Raw genomic sequence first — 23,651 nt, 5'->3', positions numbered from 1 at the left:
ATGGACGCAGTTTCGATTGCAGTCAGACCGCCGTTGTGCGGTGCGACAGATTTCGCCAGATTTGCCGGTGCATATGTGGTACCTGCAATGGTAATGGTATGCTCCCGATCTGCATCAGTTGCCTTCGCCGCCAAAATGATGTGCGACTCGTCCTTTGCCAGCAGACTGCCGTCACGGGGATTCAGGAAACTGTTTTTCAGAGCCTGCTCCGATTCCGCATACTGCTTGGTCACCGCATAGGTATCCGGCACAGTTGCCAGATCCAGCCGGATCTGATAGCCATAGATGCGATCCTTGTTGCCAGAAGTGCTGTCATCTGACAGGTCTGCCGGCACGTGAACGTCCAGATCCGTAAACTGATACTCGCCGTGATCCACAATTTCAGAAACCTCACCAAATGCAGTATCCGGTATCCAGTTTCCGTTTTCATAGATCTCACGGGTCAGTATCACGCGAACCGAAGTTGCCACCGGCACTTCGTTGGAATTATACAAACCGTCATAGTTCGCATCGTTCCAAATGGTACCGCGAATCACGCCCTTGTCCTGCTGCTTGAGTCCGGCATCATAATGTCCGGTATTCTTGCCGCATGCAAGGTCTACTGCGTACATGGTACCGTTGCTGTCCGGAACTTCCCGTACAGAAGCACCATTCTGGTTTCCGTTGGCATCGTCATACGCATTTGCCGCCGGAACAATGTATTCATTCGCACTCGTCAGATATGTGCTGTCCAGTCGGAGGTCGCTGTCCTTGGTACGGTCAGTTCCCACACGATACTGTGTCGCCAGATAATTGCCGCGGAGATTTTCCAGACAGAGCTGATAGCCTGCGGCATAATCCACATTGTTGATTCTCACCCAGGTGGGCAGATTCGCCAGTGTGTATTTGCCGTCTGCATCTGTGCTTGTGCTGGCTGTATACGCCGTGTCGTTCGGCTGCCACTGGCTGCCGTCATAATAATACTGTATTGCCTTGACGGTAACATTTTCAATTGCCGTCTTGTCCTCTGCGGTATTCGCCGCATCATCTGCTTCGTCCTGCATGCCGTCATAGTTGTGGTCGATCCAGATCCGTCCGGAGATGTCCCCTACTGCCAACTGTGTAAAGCCGGCATCATAACCGGAAACATCTTCCTTTCGGAGAATATCTCTGCCGTCCACTGCATAATCCGTGCTGTCTGTATCCGCAGCTGCACAAACAAAATAGGTGTCTTTCGTCAGATAACGGCTCTCCGCATCCAGATCGCTGTCCCTTGCGGGATCATCGCCCTGCCGGTACCAGGTAATGGTGTAATTGTCCGGCACTTCACCTGTCATTTTCAGCTGATAATAGCAGAGGTAGGTTTCGCCATTTGCATTACAGAACGTATCCACATTGTCAAACCGGTACTCGCCGTTGGCATCAGAATCCTTCTGGAATATGCCGGTAGGCTGATAGTTGCCGTTGGCATCGCGGTAGTACTGCTCCAACGTAATTTCTACGCCGGAAATGTTTCCCTCGCCGGTATCCTGCAAGCCGTTGTAATTTGCATCGTCCCAGACACGTCCAACGATCTGTGCCTTTTCGACCTGCTTCAAGCCGCCGTTCCAGTCTGTCTGGGCTGCGGCATCTGCAATGTCATAGTCACTGCCGTTGTAGTGCTTTCGGTATGTCGAATCGGTTTCTGTCTTTGCCTCAGCAGCCAGAATCAGATACTGATCCGGTGCTGTCAGATAGAGGTTCTCGCTCTGATACGGATTTTCAAGTCTTTGGAATTTGCTGTCGCCGCCTGCCTTGGTAATGCCGTAGGTGATCTTACCGTCAGCGTCCTTCGGCAGTGCGTCCAGCTTCAGCCGATAGCCAGCCAGATACCGCTCGCCGCCGATCTCCACAAATGTGGGAACATTTTCGAAATGATAGTCCCCGTTGCTGTCGGTGTTTACAGTTGCAGTGTAATTTTGCTGTGCTGTCGGCAGCCATGTGGTGCCGTCCCAGTAATACTGCTCCAGCGTCATCGACAAGCCTTCCATGCCAGCTTCTTCCGCCGCCATGCCGCCGTCATAATCGGCATCATTCCAGATTCGTCCGCTGACAGACGTTGTCTGGAACGCCCGAACGCCGCCATGGTACTCGTTCTTGCTGTCACGGCTTTCTGTGATGTCGTAGATCGTATCCGTATTCGGAACTGCACTGTAAGTGCGGTCGTAATACGTGTTGTACTGCGGTGTGTTTCCGGTATGTTCTCCGGTAAACGGCTGTGCCTCTGCTGCAACGATCAGATATTCCTGCTCGCCCATGAGAGTGAGTTCGCCATTCTTCCAGTGCAGCTTGTTGTCGTTGGCAAGTACAGTAACTGCATTGCCGTCCGGCAGTGCATCTAAGTGCAGCTGATACCCAGCCAGATACCGCTTGCCGCCGACTTCCGCATAAGTGGGAATACCTTCAAAATGATACAGACCGTTGCTGTTGGTCACTGCGGTCATAGTCGCCGCAGTCTTTTTCCAGATCGTTCCGTCCAGATAATACTGATACAGTGTCAAATGGAGATCGCCGCAGCCGCTTTCGCTCAAATCCATTGTACCGTCATAATTGAGGTCGTTCCAGATTCGTCCGTCCATTGCCGCAGTCTGTATGGATTTCAGTCCGCCGTTGTATACGCCGTCAGAATCTCTTGCGGTAACAATATCATAATCGACATTGTCGTACTTCCGCACGTAGTATTCGTGGAATCCTGACTCCTTGCTTCCGGGTGCACCGTGAACAGCCTTCTTTGCCAGCAAGATATACTCGTCCGGCTGGTTGAAGTCCACGGTCTGATCTGCATTCGTTTCCTGAGATGCTGTCAGCAGGTCACTGTTGATGCAGCTTCCTGTGGGATCCAGCACCTGATACTTTGTCACAGCATAACCGTCCGGCACCGCGTTCAGCCGCAGGCGATAGCCTGCCAGATACATCTTTCCGTCAACCGTCACAAAGGTCGGCTGCTTGGAGAACTGATATACTCCTGTGTTTGCCGCAGTCTTTGCGGAGAGTGTCTGATGCAGCTTCCAGCTTCCGGCATCGTCCAGATAATACTGATCCAGATAGACCGTCTGCTGTGTCGCCATTGCCGTTTCACCGGTTTCCTGCAAGCCGCTGTAATTCTTGTCGAACCAAACCACGCCCTGAATCTTTCCGGTTTCGAACGCTTTCAGACCGCCGTTATAAATGTCAGTCACGTCTGCATTCAATATGGAATCGTATTCCTTGTTTGTGACAGCATCAGTCAGATTATAGGGAGCGTTACCTTGTGCCGGCTGTGCTGTCAGGAAGTAATCTCCATTGTCCGGTGCAGTCAGATAATTCGTTTCTGCGATCCAGTCGCTGTCTGTTTTCGTGTCATCTGTTGCCTGACGATACCGTGTCACCGCATATCCCGCCGGCACAGCCGCACGAATGCGGTAATATGCCAGCTGATCTGTGCCGTCAACCACAAAGTGGGTCGGCACCTTGGCAAACTGATATACGCCTTTGGCATCAGTTTTCACAGTCATGTCATTGTTCATGTGAACAAACTGCTTTACGGCAGCATCATAGCGATACTGTTCCAGAGTGACAGAAACGCCGTTCTTGCCCTTTTCACCGCTGTCCAGAATGCCGTTGTAATCCGTATCTTCCCAGATCCTGCCCTTTACTGCCGCAATGTTGCGTTTTTTCAGACCGGCATTCAGATTTTCATAATCTCTTGCTGTTACCAGATCATAGTACTTCTGCTGTGCAGTATTCGGCGTGTCGATATTTTTGATGTTCGTGCCGCAGACATATGCCCAGTTGTAATCCGTATACGGTTCTGCATCGTTGGACTGTGTGCCTGCCTTTGCCTCCCGTGCCGGAATCAGCATTTCGTGATTGCCTTGCAGCACAGTAACCGGCAGGTCACCTGTCCGCTGGCTGTCCTCGGCACCATCGGCATCGGTCACATACAGTTTGCTGTAAACCTTTGACGGATCTGCATCGTTCCAGTACTTCGTTGCCGCATAATCTTTCGGCATTGTTTTCAGGAGTACCTGATAGCCTGCCAGATACCTTACGCCGTCCTTTTCCACATAGGTGGGAAGATTGCTGAACGTGTAGGTTCCGTCTGTTTTGGTTTCGTGTGTCCGGAATGCTGCATTTTCCAGCACCCATTCGCCGCCGCGATAGAAATACTGCTGCAAGTTTACAACTGCCGGATTCTTGCTGTTATGATATGCTGCTTCGCCGTCGTCCTGAATACCATTATAGTTGGTATCCTCCCAGACCACGCCGCTGACAGAGGCGGTTTCAAATGCTTTCAGACCGCCGTCATAACCGTTATAATCCTTTGCCTTGATGTAATCGTAAGCATAATCATGATTTCCGCCGTGCACTGCTGCATCATCATAGAGAATGTACGGTTCAAAATAGGTGTTTCCGTCAATGCCAGCTTCTGTTTCCGGCTGGGACTTCTTTGCAGTGATGAAATAATCACCGTCAGCCGGAGAGGTCAGATAAGACGCAATGTCATAATCTGCATTGCCTGCTCCGTGCTGTCCGTTCTGCGAGATCAGGTGGCTGTCGATCACTTGGGTTTCCGCATCGCCGTTCTGCCGATAGCGGGTAACAGCATAGTTTTCCATGCCGCTGGGCAACGACAGCAGCTTCAGACGATAATGTGCCAGCACCTTTTCCCCATTGATTTCCGCATATGTGGAAACACCGGAGAATGTGTACTTGCCGTCTTCATCAGTTTTCACAGTACGGTTTCCGCTTGTTACCGGTACATAGGTACCATTTTGCAGAACATACTGTTCCAGCTGAACAGTCGCTCCGGCAATTCCCTTTTCATAGAATTGTGTCGCGCCGTCCGCATCGGTCACGGTATTGCGGATACCGTCATAGTCGAATGCCTCCTGATATTCTCCGGCTGCATTCCTACCGTTGTCCTCCCACAGATAACCGGTTACTTCAGAAGTCTGAATCTCCGTAAAGCCGCCGCTGTAGTCCAGCAGACGCTGTGCTTCGCCGGTATCATAATGGGTGTTCTTATAGTCGATGACGTTGCTGTTCTGGTTTTTCGTTTCTCCGGCAATGATAATGATGTCGTCTTCTTTATCATAGTTGTGATACGTTGCTGTGATATTGCCGTTTTCGCCATACTCGAACCAGTCATCGCCAATGAGAGAGTACTGCATATCACCGGTATATTGCAGGTCACTGTTTTCCGTAGAACGGCTGTTCGGATACTGCTTATACTTGGTGATCGCATACTTCTGGTACAGCTGGGGATTCTTTGCCGGATCAACGTACAGCCGATAGCCAGCAAGATATTCCCTGCCGTCCTTTTCGTAGTAACTGGAAACATTCTGGAATACATAAGAACCGGATTCCGAAGTTTTTATGTCGCGTTCCCCACCGGTAATGGCTACCCATTTTCCGGTATCGCCGTCATAGTAGAACGGCTGCAAGGTCACGGTCACACCCTCGATACCCTTTTCAAAGGTATCCCGAATGCCGTTATAGTTTTCGTCGTCCCAGATCCACTGTCCGATAAATCCACGGGAGCCGTCCACAAATCCCAGAGAAATGCTTCTGTTGATCTGGAAGGTCTGACCGTCATTTTCATACAGCGGCTTCTGGTTTTTGTCGTAAGGCACACCGGTCTGGAACGGCCGTGTGCGGAAATTGTTCACCGCCTTGGTCAGATCGTTATCATCTGATGTTTCCAGCGGATCGTTGTGCAGAACAAACGGCGAAGGCTTATACGGGATAACAGAACTGCCCTCATATTTTGCCACTGCCACATAGTTCTTGTTCGGATACAGACGGAACTGATAGTAGCCGTCTGTTCCCGTGTAGAATACTGCCGGATTGCCGTCGCCGTCAACGGCGATTTCCGGAGAGATATTGCCGTCTGCATCGACTTCGTGCATTTCCACCGTCACATCTTTCAGCTTCTGTTCGGCTTCCTGCATGATGCCGTCGCTTTCGATGGTGCCGTTGTTGTCTGTTTCATCGACCCATGCCCAGCCGCCGTAAGTGTATCCTCTGGAAACACCCAGCATATAGGAAGTCATGGCGGTGTCATAAGCCTGATGCTTTGTCAGATCTTCTTCCACCGCATCTACATGAATCGGTGCCGTCTGTACGATCAGCTTTCCGAACGAAGCCTCTTTGTTGGCAATTTCGTTGGCAACTGCCGTTTGGTCATCTTCTGTGCGAATGCCGGTATAAACGACATTTCCGTCACGGTATACTTTCAGTGCTGTGCCAGTCTGTCCCAGTTCCCGTGTTGTAACCGAGTACTGATCGTATCCCTGCGGCAGTGTATACCGCAGCCGGTAATCTCCCGGTGTCAGATTCGACAGCATGAAGTAGCCCTGATTTCCGTAATAATCGCTTTCGGTGGTATAAGTCACCGGTCCGTCAAACGTATACTGATAGGAATTGGTGTTGTTTTCTACAATGGTTTTCGGCTGACCAGTTTCCTCGTCAATGACAACATAACGTGTCTTTTCCGGATTCGGGTTACTGTCAGGATCCGGATCGGCAATCACTGCCTCACCGTTGACGTTGACGGAATAGCCCTTCTTCGTCAGCAGTTCCACCTTTACGCCATTGATACCCGGATCGTCCGGCTTTCCGTCAAAGTCAATATCGGTCGTCCATTTGCCGGTAGGCAGCAGCCGTCCGTTGGCAGACATCTCATATTCTGCTTCGTTACACTGAGCGTCATAGTTGAGGTCGCTCCAGACATAGCTGCCGATATAGCCCTTTCCGCTGGGGGCAGAAATATAGGCACCGGCCTGTGTGTTTTCAAAGAGCTGATAGTTCTTGCCGATCGCACTTGCAGAATCATAGCCGGAAGCAAAGGTGTTCCATTGTGTCACACCCTCTACCTGCTTGCGAATACTCTCCGCAGATGCTGCACTTTCATTCTCGTCCTCAGTTGTAGGTGTACCAACATACTTCGGCAGATTCAGCGGTGCATGCATCTCATAGTAGAGTTCCATACGGTTCTTTTTGTCCAGTCTGGTGTCGGCATTATTCATCTGTGCCCAGATCGCACGGATCCCCCGTACCAGCCGATCGTATTCGGCATCAGAGATCCTGCCGGCTTTGTGATCGCCGATCAGTTCAGACAGCTTGACAAAATACGAATTCTTTCCGTTTACATCTTGATACAGATTCCGGTAGAAATTGTTTTTCTCGGTATCCATCAGATCATCTGCCGGCTTCGGGAGGATGCTGACATCCTGCAGCACATAGCTGCCGTTCTTCTTGATGATCGGTCCGACCCAGACGGTGTACATAGACGGATTCAGATTTACTGTACCGCTGGTGGATACCTGCTTCAGCCGCACGGAATCCGGAATCAGATAACCGTTCCATTTCGAGTTACGTTTAGCTTCCGAATCTGTTGCCTTGGTGTCATCCACATACGGCAGCACATCATAAAACAGCAGCGTCTTATACTCGGTATCCGAATCTGAACTGTTCTGCATAGAAATGGAGTAAGAGTAATTGCCGCCCTCCTGTACCCGAACCGGAATTGCCGCCTTTACGGAATCCAGATCGGAAGTGGCTGTTTTCATTTGTGTGACATTATCGATCGAAAGCAGGGTGATTGCCTGTGATGTGATCGTCAGTGTCATATCGCCGCTGCTTTTGTTGTCGTTGACATCATGGCTGTCTACTTCATAGGCAACGATCTTGACTTTTCCCTGCTTATCCGGAATATACGGCCGGAAAGAACCGTTTTTAAAACCATATGCCTTTGCCTGCATCAGTTCCGCAGAAACGATGTTACTGTTGCTGATGTCCAGCGGCACCATGAGTTCTACCACAATACGCTGTCCCGGCTCCAGAGTTCCGGAGAACTTGAAGTTGACGATCTTCCGGTTCAGTACATTGGTGGAGATCGGTTTTGTCACAAAGTAGGGGTTGGGGTTCTTCTGCGTGTCCATAGCGACTTCGGTGTTTGTCACGTCTGCATACGGGAGTTCTTCCACGTCTACGTCTTCCAGTGAAACATCACCGTTGTCTTTCAGGGAAACAAATTCGCCCTTTTCGTTTTCAATATGCCATGTCCACTGCGGTGTCACATCGTCCAGATTCTTCGCAGGCGTTACCACTTGATTGTCGCTGTTCTTTTCCGCAGTGCTGGTGTAGTGATCGCCGACGAAATAACCGTCAATACTGCCGTTGGAGTCGTCCTGATACTGCACATACTGGAATGCGTCCGCAGAGAGCGATTCCAGATACGGCAGTGCCAGAGAAACCGTAGGATCAGACAGCTTGTCTGCCTCTGCATTTTTCCGGTTATACGTACTTGTGTTCAGCAGTTCCTGACTAAGATTCTTATAAGTCACTGTATATTTCAGCATCTTGCCGGTACCGCTGGAAATACCGCTGGTATTGGAATCCCATTTGTATTCCTTGTTTGCAGCACCGCTGAAATACTTGGCATCAATATCGATACCCAGCCACGGCAGCTGCGGATCCAGATAGAAGCCCACTCTGGACGCATCACCGGAAACCGCATACTTGAAGTCATCGCTACGCAGGATCACGCTGGCGAAATGGTTGTTGTGTACAGAATTGGAGATAGACGGGTCATTCGGTGCAGTGGTAAATGCCACATGGGGACTGTTTTTCTTGATGCTTTCGCTCAGGGGTTCCAGACCATAGTGATACTTGTCCACATCGTTGCGGTCCTGTCTGCCCTCTGTGGTGTCGTCTGCATCTGCATTCACATACAATCCCTTCGGCACCGGAAAATATCGGGGTGCCTCTGCGTTGGTCAGCCGGACCTGAGTTCCGGAAATCGTTTCCGTAAAGCCCTCTGTCCGAATCACCCAACGCACCTGACGAATGGATTTTTTCAGATTAAGCTGTGACAGCTGCTGCTGGAGCTTCTGGTTGGTGCTGTCAAAATGGAGATTGCTCTCTTCCAGTGCAATGGTTTTGTTTGCATCCAGAGCATAGCCCTGTTCTTCGCCGATGCGTACCCACCAGCTGGTTCCCTTGCTGCTGTTGGCATAGGCATTTGAATAAATGCCGTCGTCCTGCTTCGTTTCCGGTGCAAGGAATGCTTCTTCATTGGCAGGGTCCGTGCTGATCAGCACATACGGATACACTTTCAGGTGCTTTTCCAGAATGTCATGAACCAGCTGCTGGTCTGCGGCATACTCGGTTTCCAGTGCACCTGCTGACGGAATTGCCCAGTTACCGGTAGAAATTTCCGTTACATTCGGATAAACCAGCTCTGAAACGTGAGGCAGCACGCCCGGTTTGTTGACCGGTGCCACCTTTGTGGTACCACGCAGCGTTGCGTAGTTTGCCAGATTGTAGTTGACCACGAATTCGTTTACCGATGCGGTATCGTTAGACACCTGATCGACATAGCTGACAGTTTTATAAATCTGCTTAATATGCGGGTCTTCCGCAATGACAATAGAGGAGTTCGGGTCGTTGACACGCACACGCTCATAGTTCAGATCTGCACGCACCGTGGTTTTCGGTGCAGTAACAGCAACTTTCGCAGAAGAAGCGGTCAGATAGATCTCACCCGGCACAACGCCGTCAAAAGGTTCGATCTCCGGAATGGCATTGTTCTTTGGACGGTTGGTATCCTTCACCCGCACCGCATTTTGCAGCTGCATGCCCTCCATAGTCTGTCCGGTGAAGTTGAAATCATAGGTATCATATACAATGTCACTTGCCGGCACTTCCTGCCGCAGTTTCTTTTCATAGACGATATTGCCGTAGTCGTTGTAGACATAGCCGTTCTCGTCCTGCTTCGGCATCAGGCAGCCGCCGCGGATGTAGTACTTGCCGTCTGCATCACGTTCTGCAAACAGACCGTCCTTTGTAATGGCGAACTTGCCGTCTGTCTGTTCGAACGTTGCATAGACCTTGGCATAATAATCCTCCCAGCTGCTGTCCGTATCCGCCGGCAGTTCCAGGTTGTCGATTCGTGTCTTGATCTTAAAGTTCAGCGTGCCATTGAAATAGCCCGCCGGATGACAGCCTGCCACATAGGTGTTGTCATTTGTGCAGTCGAAGCCGTCATCTTTCGGCGTGGTGATCTCGAATACCAGCGTTTCACCGCCACGCTTTGTGGCAGAATCTGCCCGTGTCAGTCCGTCCGCCGTGTTTTCTGCCGGTGCAACTGCTCCGGCAAAGTACCGCTGTGTCAGCTCAATGCCCCAGCCGGCAGCCTTTGCCTCTGCCATGGTAAATGTCTGCTTTTTCCCCGACTTATCGGTGTATTCCAGATAGTAGTCGTCCAGCAGATTGTCCTCGTCCCAGTACCGTACATTTTCCGGCAGCTGGAATGTGACAACCATTTTAGCGTGGAAGATGCTTCCGCGGTAACGATAGTCTGCCTCCGACTGGCTGGAAACCTTGGCACTGTACCAGAGAATATCACTGTAGTCAAAGTTTTTCCCGTTGTTCTGATACTGCTGACGAGTTTTCACTTCGTCCAGATCTTCCTTGTTTCCGGCAAAGCCCTTTTCGCCTTCTTCGGTCTTTTCAGCAGCTACCATGTTCTCCGCCTTTAAAGACGGAGTCTGCGTGCGAATCTTCAGCGTATTCACAACGCCGGAATCCTGCATCACATTGGCAGAAGTAATATCCTGGAAAAGCATATCACTGCTGTTGTCACGCAGTGTCACATCGCGGTTCAGTGCGGAACGAATTTCCTCCGACAGCGGCTTGTTCTTTCGGTACTCATCCATTTCCATGGAATCGCTCTCGGCGTACCGGCTCATGCTGCCCAGCATATAGGTACCGTTTTCGTACTTATGGGTCAGCAGAACGTAAGGATCCGGATTGGTGGTCGAAAGTCCGTCGTTATCTGTGTCCGGATACATGGGCAGGGTATCTTCGGATTTGTAATAGTTAACACCGCCATAATAATGACGAGTCACCTTTGCAGTTGCAGCAACTGCATCTTTTCGTTCGTCTTTTTTTCGGAACGCATAGGTGGAATAGTAATTGATAATTGGTGTAATCACTGCCGCCGAGCAAACCTTGTACGGATTTCCGGAAATGTCATTGTCCGTGATAAACCGGTAAGCGTTCACTCTGCTGGAAACATAGGAATAGTTGTTCAGGTAATTTTCCAGCAGGTCTTCGTCTTCCACGCCGTTGATCACATCGTCCGGCTCTGCATAAGTAAAGGTCTTGATGCAGAAATTGTACAGACTGCCATTCCGAATCGCAGCGTCCTTTTCCCGCTTTTCTGCCAGTTCCGCTGCAGTCATTGCCTTTTCGGTATCATTTTCCTCCTTGGCAAAGATCTGCACCACATAACGCTTGGTAGAATCATCATAGTAGACCTCAGTATCATAGAGTGCCATTTGATCTGTCAGCTTAGTGGTAGCATCCTTGTCGTACAGCTCCCAGTTCAGAGGCTTGTTGTTTTTGTCGTTGTCCGTGGTATAGCGAGAGCCATCCGCCGCAACCGGAACGATGCCATAGGGCAGAATGTTGGTGATGACCGGCAGCGAGAGCGAACCCTTCTGACCGCCGTCTGTACCATAGCTGTGCAGCGATTTTTCGTTGTTGTACCCTTCAGTACCGGCACTGCCGCTGTAGCCGTACTGATCCCAGTAATAATTATTCTCCACATGGACATTGATCCAGTTGACCTCGCCCTGTGTCTCGGTGTAGTACTGCTCTACCGTCTTGCCATACATCTCGGTTTCATCCTTACCGATGGTTTCGCTGATGGTTGTCCAGCTGCGTACCAGAGGTTTCCGCAGCACGGCTCTGGTGCCGGTTTCCGCGTAGAACATGGTCTTACCGCTGCTGTAACGGTCAATGCTGTCATTGTTGGTAAAGCGATAGCCGCTGCCGTCTGCTACGACTTCCTTGTTCTGGATATTGTAGCCGTTGACAGACGGCATATTCGGAGAGGATGCCAGGTATTTCAGACTTCCAAGCTGTCCGTCGCTGTCATACCAATACCAATACAGCGGACTCCAGAGGTAGTCCATGCCGTACAGCTGGTTGTGCTTTGTCAGCACCTTGGTGGAACCGTCCCAGTGGTCGATGTCATAGATCTGGTAATACAGATGATTCTGGCTACCCTCTGCCACATAGGGCTGGGTGAGAACACGATCGTACCATGTGCCGCTTGCCGTATCGGTGTATACTCTTGCCGGAAGTGTCACCCGTGTGATATAGCCGAAGTCGCTGCCCCTGCCGTACCATTTTTTCAGTGACTGTTTTACAGTGATCTTCACCACATACGGGGTGTATTCCTTTGCGGTATAGTATCCGTCTGCACCGTCTGTGATGCTTGTGTTCTGTGCCGCATCCCGCATTGCCTTTGGTGCAAGATACTGCGGATTTTTGTCTCCCGGTTTCTGAATGATCTCTGCGGTAACATATGTCCCGTCGATCTGGGAGAATGTATCTGCTTTCGAGTCGCCGGTGTTGGTATACGCCAGTATCTCAGATGTATCCAGCGTCCCGTCTGCATTCATCACCGGTTTCATGCCATAGGCATAGGTATACAGGAATGTCACGCCGTCCAGATCCCAGTCGCCGTAGTTGTACGCCTGGAGCTGTACCTTGACATCTTCATCATATTCCAGCGCAGCCGCACCAGACCGGTCTGTTACCTCATGTACACTATTATAATAGGAGTTTAATCCATTTCCGTTGGAGTATGTTCCGAAATACGGGGAATTCGGGTCGCAAAGCACATTTTCCGTGTGGTCGCCGTTCGTCTTTTCATATTGGATATTGCTGGTTACAAATTCCGAACTGGTGGCAAGCCATGCCTTTTGCAGGTGGAGACGGGTTTCGCTCCACACAACAGGTGTATCCTTTGCCGAATCCAAATCTGCCCAGTCTGCATGATTCTTGTTCCGCTTGCCCATTGCCAGCTGGAACCAATCTCGGTTTGCACCGCCTGCCATGTACTTCACGGTCTGAGGCAGCTGCTGGAGCTGGTCAGCCGTTTCGATCATGGAATTGGCAGTATATTTCACCGTCTGCATATTCTTTGCAGTCTGTGAATCCTCGTCCAACAGCGTGTTGTTCTGTCCGCTGATGCTGCCGCTTGTAGTGGAAGAACCCGGAATGTGGGTAATGGTCTGATCCAGAAATTCCCACATATCCACCTGTGTATTCTTATCCGCACTGAAGCCAATATCGTGCATCAGATAGTCCATATCCATCTGGATACTGCTGTTCTGCACCTGCTTGAAATTATTCCAGACGTTTCCGGTATCAGTGAATCCGCCGGTCAACATCGGATAAAGTTTGCCGTTCGTAGAGGAACTATAATAATTATGATAAATACTGTTCTGATAATACTCACCAATGCGGGGGAAATATGCCGGGTGCAGTCCGTCACCGCCTGCAACAGATGCGGCGGTATCGTCTGCATAGGTGGACGCAGTGTACACCATAGGCAGTTCTTCTTCCCGAATGGTTGCTGAGTAGCAGAACTCGATCTGTTCTCCCGGCTGCAAAACGAAGTCCGCATTGGGAGCATCTTTGTAACGCAGCCGCAGTTCGTATACCGTAAAGGAAATCTGATATGTGGAGTTTTCGTCCGGCTTCAAATCTGCAAATGCCTTTTGTGTTGCATTTTCAGAATTGAACCCGTCTGTATAGGTCATCTTTCCGCCATAGTCATACCCATTTTGTGCGGTTTTGGCTGCCAGATACAATTCTATATTGCTCAGATCTTTCTCGCTGCCGTCCGCATTCAGCAAACGCAAATTGGGTATGCTGTCGCCGACCCCATACGAATCGTACAAAGTCTTGGTAAAATATTCCGGTACCTTATCATAGATCACCGGATTGATGAGCCTGCCCTCCTCACCTGCCTGTTTTCCGCTGCTCAGTGCGGCCAGGTTGTTTTTCAGTGTTACCTTCTGCCAAACAGTATCGCCCGGACGATAGCTTGTTTTCTGTGCTTTCTTTTCCTCATACGCTGCCGCAGCATCGCTCTCGGAAGAAAATGTCTGGGTGTGGAACGATGCAATGGGGTTTTCCCGATAAACCTTAGGATTCAGGACTTTGGTGTCTGTCAGGTATGCCGTGTGCTCTGTCGGTGTTTTGGCAGATGCCACACTGCTGCCACTTTCAGTCACCGTCACTGCATTTTCGTTTTCACTGTGAATGTGCTCATAGGTGTTGGTGGCTGTGAAATACTGGGTATAGGTATCTGCTCTCACGCCTGTGCCGTCTGTGACATCCTGGTATCTGCCGACACCGGTCAGCGTTACATTTTGCAGAGCCGCTTTTGCCTTGGAAGTACCACTGTACGCAGTGGTCGTATCAAAGCCCTTGAGATCGTAATACACCCAGCGAACGCCCACAACATTCGGCAGGTCGGCGGCTGTCATTTTCGCAGTTGCGACTTGATCGGTGGTGCGGGAAGCATCGTAGTCGTAAGACTTCCATGTCACCTCTACACCGTTTTCGTTCGTCCGGAATGCAATGTTTTCGTCTTCTGCAAACCGCGGATCTGTAATCGGCTCTGCAACGGCATAGAGCACTTCCACTCTGCCGAACCTGTCTGTTTCCTCCGGAACTGTGTAGGGCTCCGTCAGTTCAAAGCCGCGGTAGAACACATCGCCGCTATCCTTGGAACGCTTTTCCAGGAAAGAAACGTCTACCGTGTAGGTATCGCAATGGTGACCGGTTTCATTGTACAGGTCGCTGACTGTCAGCACGGCACCCTTTCCGTCGTAATTCTGCTTGATGTCGTTTACCTGATAGGAAAGCGTTACCGGTGCAGCAGACTGATAGGTCAGTTCGTTCTGCACGTGTGCATAATACTGTGTCTGCTTGTCTGCATCTGCCTTGGTATACCGGTAGTAATAAGACACGCCTGCACGGTCGGTCGTTGTCTTGTTCCAGTAGTATCTTCTGTCTGCATTCGGCAGATGTGTTGAACTGGTGGTATCATAGATTGCATACTGCGGATAGCCGTGCTTGGGGGCAGCATGAATTTTGAGATCCGGTGTGCCGACAGTGACAGCATCATAGCTGCCGTCGTTTTCCGTCAGCTGTGTGGTCACACGCAGGTAAACCGTTTCACCCGGCTTGATCTGGTCATCGGATTTTGCACCCTTGCCCAGTTCTGCCACCAGCCGCCGGTATGCAGTTTCTGCCGGCTCTGCTTCTGCTGCTGCAAGCAGGGCATACTTGACACCCTGTGCCGCTTCGATCGTCGTGCCGCCGTCTGACAGAGCAGCGTGAATATCCGCAGCCGGAATATTCTCCGCGGCATTTTCCGTTGTCAGCACTTTTCCGTCTGCATCTACAACGTCCCAGCGAACGATTCGCTGTCCCTTTGGAACAGAGAAGTCCACTGTGGTATGTTCCAGCGGAATCAGTGCATCGTCCGGCGTGTTCACCCGAATGGTATACTCTACATAATCATACGGCATCAGGTGCAGATAGTCCACCTCATCGATGTTTCCGGTCTTGGAATCCTGATCGTACATCTTTGTGCGGGTGACTTCTGCGTTCAGCATACCCGTCAGATTCTTGACTGTATAGTCTGCCTCTTTCTTGCTGCCCTTTGCAGAACCGTCCGTATTCTTATAAATATAGGTATTGGCATTGGGGTCAATGGAGGTAAAGACTGCCGAAAGCTGGTTGGTGGTTATCTGCTCCGGATAGCTGTTGGGAGCCTTTCCAAAGGTCGGCGTGGAATTGGCGTTCCACTCGTCACCGGTGAAATCGTCCGGTGTCCGGTCGACATAAACGCCGTCATACAGGAATGCACTGGTGTTCTTGGTATGATCCGCCGACAGGTATTCCCCGTCACACAGCACAGTACTGCTGTCATTTCGGTCTGCCTTTTTCGCCTTGAAGTCCAGCTGGAAGCTGTTGACATATGCTTTGACATAGGTTTTCTGATTAGTCGTATTGGTATAGGTTCCGAGAACGCCGGAATCTACCCGATACAGCTGCCGCAGAATCTGTTCCACATCAACGGTATAGACTTTCTCGCCCTGTACGGTTTCCGTTGTGCTGACATGCACCACATAGATGCCGTCTGCCATGCCGTCTACGCCGGAGCCTTTTACCACATTCACCGGAACGTTCGTGCTGCCCACTTGGAGTGTCAGATTTGCCACGCCGAACCAGTTGTCGTCCAAAAGGAATTTCGGCAGGTAGATATGCTCCAGCCGGTATCGGCTGTCCATGGTGTTGGTGGTAGCCGCACTGTCAATACGTGCAGCCGCCTCCTGCCCAGTCGCATTCTGCTTGTCCTGATTGAACAGCTTCACGCGGAACAAGCCGCGGTTCGGTGTGTTGTTGTCGCTCTGGCTGTAATCATAGTACAGCTTTTCTGATACGCTGCCATTCTCCGTTTGCAGCTGATACCCTGCCCGAAAATCGATCAGGTAGCCCATGATTATCGCATTGTCCGACTGCTTGTAGATTTCCTTGTCCGGTTCATAATCTGTGGAAACACTGGTTTGAGCAGTGTTCTTTCCGTACATGTCATCGTCTGTCTTGTTGATCGCATACGGCTTGCCCTGCACCAGAATATCCCATGTATTGGTATTGTGATAATCTGCCTTTTCCTTGTTGGTCAGTTCCGCAGAATAATCCCCTGTACCCGGAATATCGTACATGGTCATGCTGTAGTCTGTCACAAAAGTATCTTCGCCCAGAACCACAACATATTTCCCGCCGTCCTTTTTTACGGCATAGGTCGGTTCGATCTGCGGCTGGTTTGCTCCGGTGTCCGCATCGTCTGCGTTTCCCTCGGTGCTGCCGCCTGCATTGTCCCCGTTATCTGTGTTGTCCTGCTGTTTCGGTGTGTACTCGAAATAAATGTTCCAGTCATCGGTTTTGCCGTACATCTCTTTCAGTTCAGACACCGGAACAGAAATGGTCTGTGCCGTTCCGACAACGTCATTGTTCGTGTTCTTCGCATTTATGGTGAACACAATGCTGTCATCATCTCGGAAATACTGATAGATCTCTTTCTTGATCTGAAGTCCGGTAGTCAGAAAGCCCTTGTATTCATAGTCATCATCAGGGCGAATCTGCGGCAGGCTGTCAGACAGCACGACCTTGTCCGTGAAGGACAGCTTATTCACCCAGTCATACTGGTCGGTACGGGAGTACGGGCTGTTCATTACCCAATGGTAAACATCGTTATTCGGTGCAAAGCGACCCACACCGTCCCAAGTCGTGTTGACGTGAGATGTAGGAATGGTGCTTTCTTTGGTGTTGCCCTTCCGATAAAAACGGATCGCGAAACTGTTGTCCTTTCCGAATTCTGCATTGCGGTTTTCCGCTGTAGCGGGGGTTTCACCGACACCCTTTTGCACATTGTCCTCATCGTTGACGATATGCACACGTGTGCTGGACTGCAAATGCTTTGCAGTATAGTCGAATATCTCATAGGTCCAATAGTGTCCACAACGATAATAATCATAGTGACTGGTCCAGGCATAATACTTGTCTGTGAAGGACCAATCTGACTTTTCCTTGTCCGCACCGGAATCTGTCCGCACCTTACTTCTGCCATTGGTGGCTTTGCCCACAGTCACATCAGCATGTGCTGTAGCAACCGCCTCATCCATGCGGTAGAAACGTCCGGTAACTTCAAACATTCCCTGTGTGGAAGAATCCGTCTGGTCATACCAGATGCCATAGTCCGGCGACTTTGCCGTTTTGCCGTCATTGTTGACAGTCTGATAGCGGTTGATGTCAATGGTCACAACGACCTGTGTCACCGGATTTTCCGGATTCTTTCCGTTATAGCTCTCCGGCTTCTTATAATAGTTGGCATCGTCCGCGGAGAACATGTCCGCATCGCTGCCCAGCAGATTCAGCCGTGCAAAGCTTCCGTCTGCATTGCTCTCGTTGGCTTCATAGAGAATTTCCTGTCCGGAACGGGTACGCTTAGTACCGTCTGCATAGATTGCTGTAACCGACTGAACATAGTCCTTGGCACGAGGATCAATTTTCAGATAGTACGCATCGAATGTGTTCGACGGCAGGTCTAATGTAATATCCACAGTTGCCGCCGTATTCAAAGACGCATTGCGCACATAGTCATACGACTGGTGTTCCTGTCCGGCAAGGGTCGGCTTTGCCTTGGGCAGATTGTTCCCTGTGTTCAGATACTGGCGGAAGTCCACAGCGAAAGAACCGATGGATTTATAGCCGATCTCCAACTCGGAGTTATCCGCACTATCTCCCCACTTCTCTTTTTCAGAGAACAGATAACCGTTTGCGCCGTGTATATGCTTATCGCTTCTCCAGGAGCAAGTCGTCATATTTTCTGTGGGCTGGGCATACTTCTTTCGCAAATGTTCCACGGCACTGGCTGCTGCGGTGTACTTCTTATCTCCGGCACTGGCATCTTTATAGAATGCCATAACAGTGGTGTCGAAATACATCTTGGAAACATAGATCGCCGTGGTGTCTTTCTTCGTTACAATATACTTGTCCTTATCGTATGCTTCTGTGATATAGCCCTTGGATTCCCGGAAGCCGTCCAGATAGTTGTGTGTTTCCACTTCCAGCGTATCGGTCTTTCCGAACAGCGAATCGTCATAGCCGTCAAATTCAATATACCGCTTTTCCAATGCGGATTTGTCAACCAGCTTTACCAGTCTGCCGTTCAGTTCCACCTGTGTCAGGTTCTCGATGCCGAACGCCGGGAACAGCCGCGTGTCTGTATCTCTGGTAAATGTCAGTGCACCGTCTGTATATGTATAAATGGTATCCGGTGCATCTTCCGTATAAAAACCGGTAACCTTTCCGGCTTCGTCTGTTTTCGGCAGCAGGGTTACGGTTTTCTCCTGATCGTCCGCATCTTTACCAGTCAGAATGATATTGTCAAATTTGCCGAACTGATCGATCAGATCCTGATAAATTCGCAGTTCCGTGGTATGGAAACCAGTTCGTGCTTCTCCCTGCTTTTCATAGGGAACCTTGGCAATGATCTGGGTATCGTCCAGTACCGAGATGGTTTCATTGGCAAATTCCGCACGCAGCAGAAAGTCACGGTCATACGGAACGCCGAAAATGGTTTCATTTCCGTCCGTGTTGCCCGATGCCGCACGTGTGGATTCTTTCTGATCGTTATAGTAAATATGGGTGTTGACGCTGAGCCCCGGGCGGTCTACATGGAATGCCACAGATGCGGATTTTGCCTGATTTTGCATCAGTTCATGCTGCGGTGTCACCGTCATTTTCGCAGTCAGATCGTCAAACCAGTCACTTGTGCCGTAAATACGCAGTTCCGGTGCATTGCCCTGCTCCGCAGAAAGGTCGCGTTCCAGATCGGCATAGGCGATTTCGATATTTGCAAGGTATACGCCATGTGCTTTCCAATCGGACAGGTCTACTTCCAGTTCCCCTGCCGCATTCTTATGCTTTTCCAGTTCTTCCAGAGAAACGGTCTTCACCTGTGCCGGGCCGGAAACACCGTCCGGCAGGAATGCTGTCAGCTTAATGCTTTCGATTTTGCCGCTTTTGGCATAGTTGGAGGAAATCGTCACCTTGTCTGACAGATAGCCCTTTACGATTTTCGCATTGTCCTTTTCCGTTTTCACGCCTACGCTCTGGAGATCAACAGAAATCAGCGACTTCCCCGCCTTGGAATAGCAGTCAGAAGTTTCTTTGTTCTCCAGCAGGAAACCGTAGTACAGATCATTTGCCTTATTCGGCACTGTCAGGCTCTTGTTGCTGGTCTGGTTCGTTTCCGGACGATTGGCAGAGGGCGTAATGACAAGGTTGGTCTTTGCCACCTGCATAGTCGCCTTCGAAGCCGTCTTAGATGCCTCGTTGATGCTGCCAATTACCTCGAATCTCGCCGATGCTTTCAGATCACCGACCCAATCTGTCGAGCCGTACAGCTTCAGATTCATCTCCTTGAGATTGTCCAGATCTGTATTTCCGTAGATGCGTGAGAAAATGATCCGCACGCTCCGCAGACGCTGAATGGTATCCGGAACGGTATACGTAACATTGCCGTCTGCATCTGCGGTCAGAGCATCAGAACCGACCGTCAGACTGGGCACAATATTTGCCTCGGTGTCTGCGGTATAAGTTGTATTATTCCAGTCGAAAAGTTCAATTTTTTCGATGGCAGCCGCCCGTCCGTCGCCGATGCCGTTCAGGACGATTTTTCGGGTGTCAAAGCCCTCTATGTCTTTCAGACAGTCTGTCGGTGCATTGCCGACACTGTCCATATTAACTTGCAGCAGTGCATGAGAACTGGTAGAACGGGAATTGTTGGTCAGCAGGAACTGATACCACGTCTGTTCCGTTTCGCTGCGGTTCGGCACAGCCAGTGTCGGATAAACGGGATACGCTATTCCGTTTTTATCATACCGGACAGACTGCACCGCAGAGGCTTCTGTGCCGTCCTTGCGAATCGCATGTACGCTCGCTTTCAGCTCCGGCAGCACCTTGGACACGTTCAGTGTGACGGTATCCTCCACCGTTTGATCCAACGCGGTCTGGTCATGTTCGCCGAAGCTGTATGCCGTTTTCAGCACGCCATGCGGAGTGATGTCCCTTTCTGTGGTAGGCGTTCCGTGAATCTGCACATAGCAGTTCCCGTCATCTGCTGCATCGGCAAGCGGAATGCTGTCGCTGATACGCTGAAAATACACAGTCATGCCAGTGAGATAGGTCAGTGTGTTCCACGCAGACTTTGCAATTACCACATTGCCGTTTTCATCAGTACCGTAATTCTCCAGATCGTCCAGCGTAATATCCGAATCGACCAGTGTTTCTCTGTTTACCACCTTGCCGTGCAGTACGATCTTCTCGATCTTTGCCTTCTTCAGCAGGTTCTCACTGAGCAGGATTTTCGAGGCGACCAGTCCGCCGGCAGTGTAATCCTCATCGGGATACAGACCGGTGATGTCCAATGTTGCCGGACTGATCTCGGAAATGCTGTCGTTGGAAATCACAAAACGAGCCGCCGCGGTATCGTCATTCAGGGAAACCGTCTGCGGATTGTTTTTCTGCACCAGATCACCGATCACATCTTCATAAACGCCTACGCCGGTCAGTGCCGGTTCCGCCTTTTCTGTGCGGATAACAGCATTTGCCTGTGTGACTTCTTTCGGCTCCGAAACCCACTTGCCCTCGCCGTCCTCCGATGCCGTCGGCGGCTGGTAATAGTGCACTTCGTAAGAGGTGTCGATCTTGTTGTCATATGTCCACAGGTGCGGAAATGCACCACGCATGGTAATCAAACCGTTGAACTCGGTATAGCGTGGGATCTCCTCCCGAAATACAAATTCTACCTCGTTACAGAATGTCAGACCATTCTGGTTGGTCAGCACGTCGCCGATTTCCAGTGTCCAGTTCTTTTCTTCTGTCACGCCGGCATCGGTATCCTGTTCCAGATGCAGCCCCAGTTCGCCGGCAGTCTTATAGACCACATTGCCGTTTGCATCGGTAAAGCCAAACCGGATAAACTGGTTGATGTCTGTTCCGTCTACCTTGAACCAGTCTTTCAGCTGAATGTCCGGATAATGCACCGTGTCATTTTTCAGGCAGATCTGAATTTCCCGTAAGTCGAAATCCTCCGGCACGTGGTCTGTCGAGATTGCGTTGAATACCGGAACGTTACCGATGCTGTGAAACCCGTCCAGATAGTATTCATCTACTGCACCGATACCCACTGTCTTGTCTGGCACTTCGTTGCCGTCTGCGTCCTTGACATACTTGTGGTGAGTAAAATTCTCCCATGTGTGCGGAGTGAAGTTAGTAGAATCTGAATACTGTTTCGACCAGTGAATGTTGCTGCCGCCGCCGAATGAAATTGTTGTGGTCAGTCCGGAAGTGTTTTCAAATCCGGTGCTGCTGTTAAAGTTATTCGGATATGGGATCGCAACCATGTATTTTCTGGCAAAATAATGCTTTTCATTAGGATCACTCTGGTTCAGTTCTTCTGCTTTCCTCGCAGAATACAGGGTATGGGACTTGTCCGATACTTCCTTTTGCAGAATAATCGTACCTGTACCGGAATAGCCATATGGGATAGTTTCCGCAGGGATATTCGAAAAGTGTTCCAGATCCCACTGGGTTTTCCAGTCCGGTGTATCGGTGACATCATAGACCAGAATGCCGCCCGCATTGGGCTTTCCGATAAACTCATGATGCTGGTAAAAATCAGCCGAAAAATCTTTGTTCTGCGTGTCCGGATTTTCCTTTTCCCAGCAGAGAAGATCTTCGTCCAGAACGCTCCGCATCTTGTCCGCATTGTACTGTGCCTGCAATGTAATCAGGTAGTTGTCAATGGTGCTGTCCAGTTCTTCTGAATCATTCTGCACTGTGACTTCGTACACCATGTAGTTATACTTCTGCCACATGACAGCATTGTCTTTATCTGTACTCGCTTCGTCCAGCTGCACAGTAGGAACGCTTTTAATTTTCGTGCTCCACTCCAAGTTGGAGTTGACAAATGTAACCGTACGCTGGATTTTGGTGCTGGTGTCCAGTTCCTCGGTTGACCACCCGTTGCCGATCAGCGTATTGCCGGAATCATACAGCCCGTCATAGGAAAATTTCATTTCCAGTGTTGCCGCAGCATTTTCCGGAATGCTTACCGCATTGCTCGCCGTGTAAAACTGCATGTCAAACTTCGGCGTACAGTTTCCGCTAAGGGGATCATAGGCATTTTTCAGAGTGATTTTTCCGCGGACATAACTGTTGTTTTCCACTTCCGCTCCGCTTGCATCATAGACTGTTGTCGCATTGCCGAAAGTGCTCTTGTCGTTCAGCTTTGCTTCCATGCCGATATACTCCCCTGCCTGCTGTTTGGCAAAAGGAATTTCCTCCAAGCTGTTCACCTGTACCAAAACGCCGCTGTCGTCCCAATACAAATACGGCAGCGTCAGTTCCAGATTCTGCCCGCAAACATAGCCTGTGGAAAAATTTGGGACAATATTCACAGTCAGCAGTGTTTGCTGCTGCTTCTGGATCATGTAGAAGCTGCCGACACCGTCATTGGTTTCCGGCGTCAGCGTTGCACCGTTTGAGGTAACGGCTCCGAAACCAACCTGAAATGTGCCGGAATTTCCCAACGCTGCTGCCGCCGCAAAAATCGTTCCCCAATTGCACGAAGTCAGCACCATTACGGCTGCCAGCATGCCATAAATGACACGCTTCCATATACTGATTTGTCGATACATTTCAATTCCTCCTGTCACGTGACACCATTATTTTTGTGTCAGTCATCTTCATAAGCCATATTCCTTAGATTTCAGCAATTTAGTTGAATAAAATGACTAATTTTCTGCTTTGATTTTTATTTTGAATTGTGCTTTTTGCACATTTTTCTGTGGTTTTACGTTTACTTTAAGTATAACACTTTTATGTGAAATTGTCAATGTCTATTGAAGAAAACCGCATTATACCAAACCGGCAGCTGTGCTTTGTGCAACATTCCCTTAAATCTCCTGTGGTAGTTGTTTCAATTTGTTTTTTCTCCCTTTGGATTCTGTTTTGAGAAGCCGCTTTTTTTCCCTCCTGATATTACTAAGACAATGGAGCATGGCAAAATGGGAAGGTTGCAGATGTAAACTTTATATGAATTTTTAAAAAGAAAAACGGCATGCAAAACCGGTTATTTCACCGGATTGTATGCTGCTTAGGGAAAATGATTTTAAGGCAATACCGCACAAAGATTGTGCGAC

General features: G+C 50.0%; 1 protein-coding gene. It reads right to left on the bottom strand.

The genetic code is table 11. From position 1 onward, the window contains the following. The coding region (locus tag RUMCAL_RS04370) for an SdrD B-like domain-containing protein (protein WP_021681358.1) at positions 1–23,147 on the bottom strand (23,147 nt) is incomplete at its 3' end. Between the last annotated feature and the right edge of the window lie 504 nt (positions 23,148–23,651).

The organism is Ruminococcus callidus ATCC 27760 (assembly GCF_000468015.1).
GTDB classification, from domain to species: domain Bacteria; phylum Bacillota; class Clostridia; order Oscillospirales; family Ruminococcaceae; genus Ruminococcus_C; species Ruminococcus_C callidus.
The sequence above is the reverse complement of the archived record's forward strand: the minus strand, read 5'-3'. Positions and strand labels throughout refer to the sequence as shown.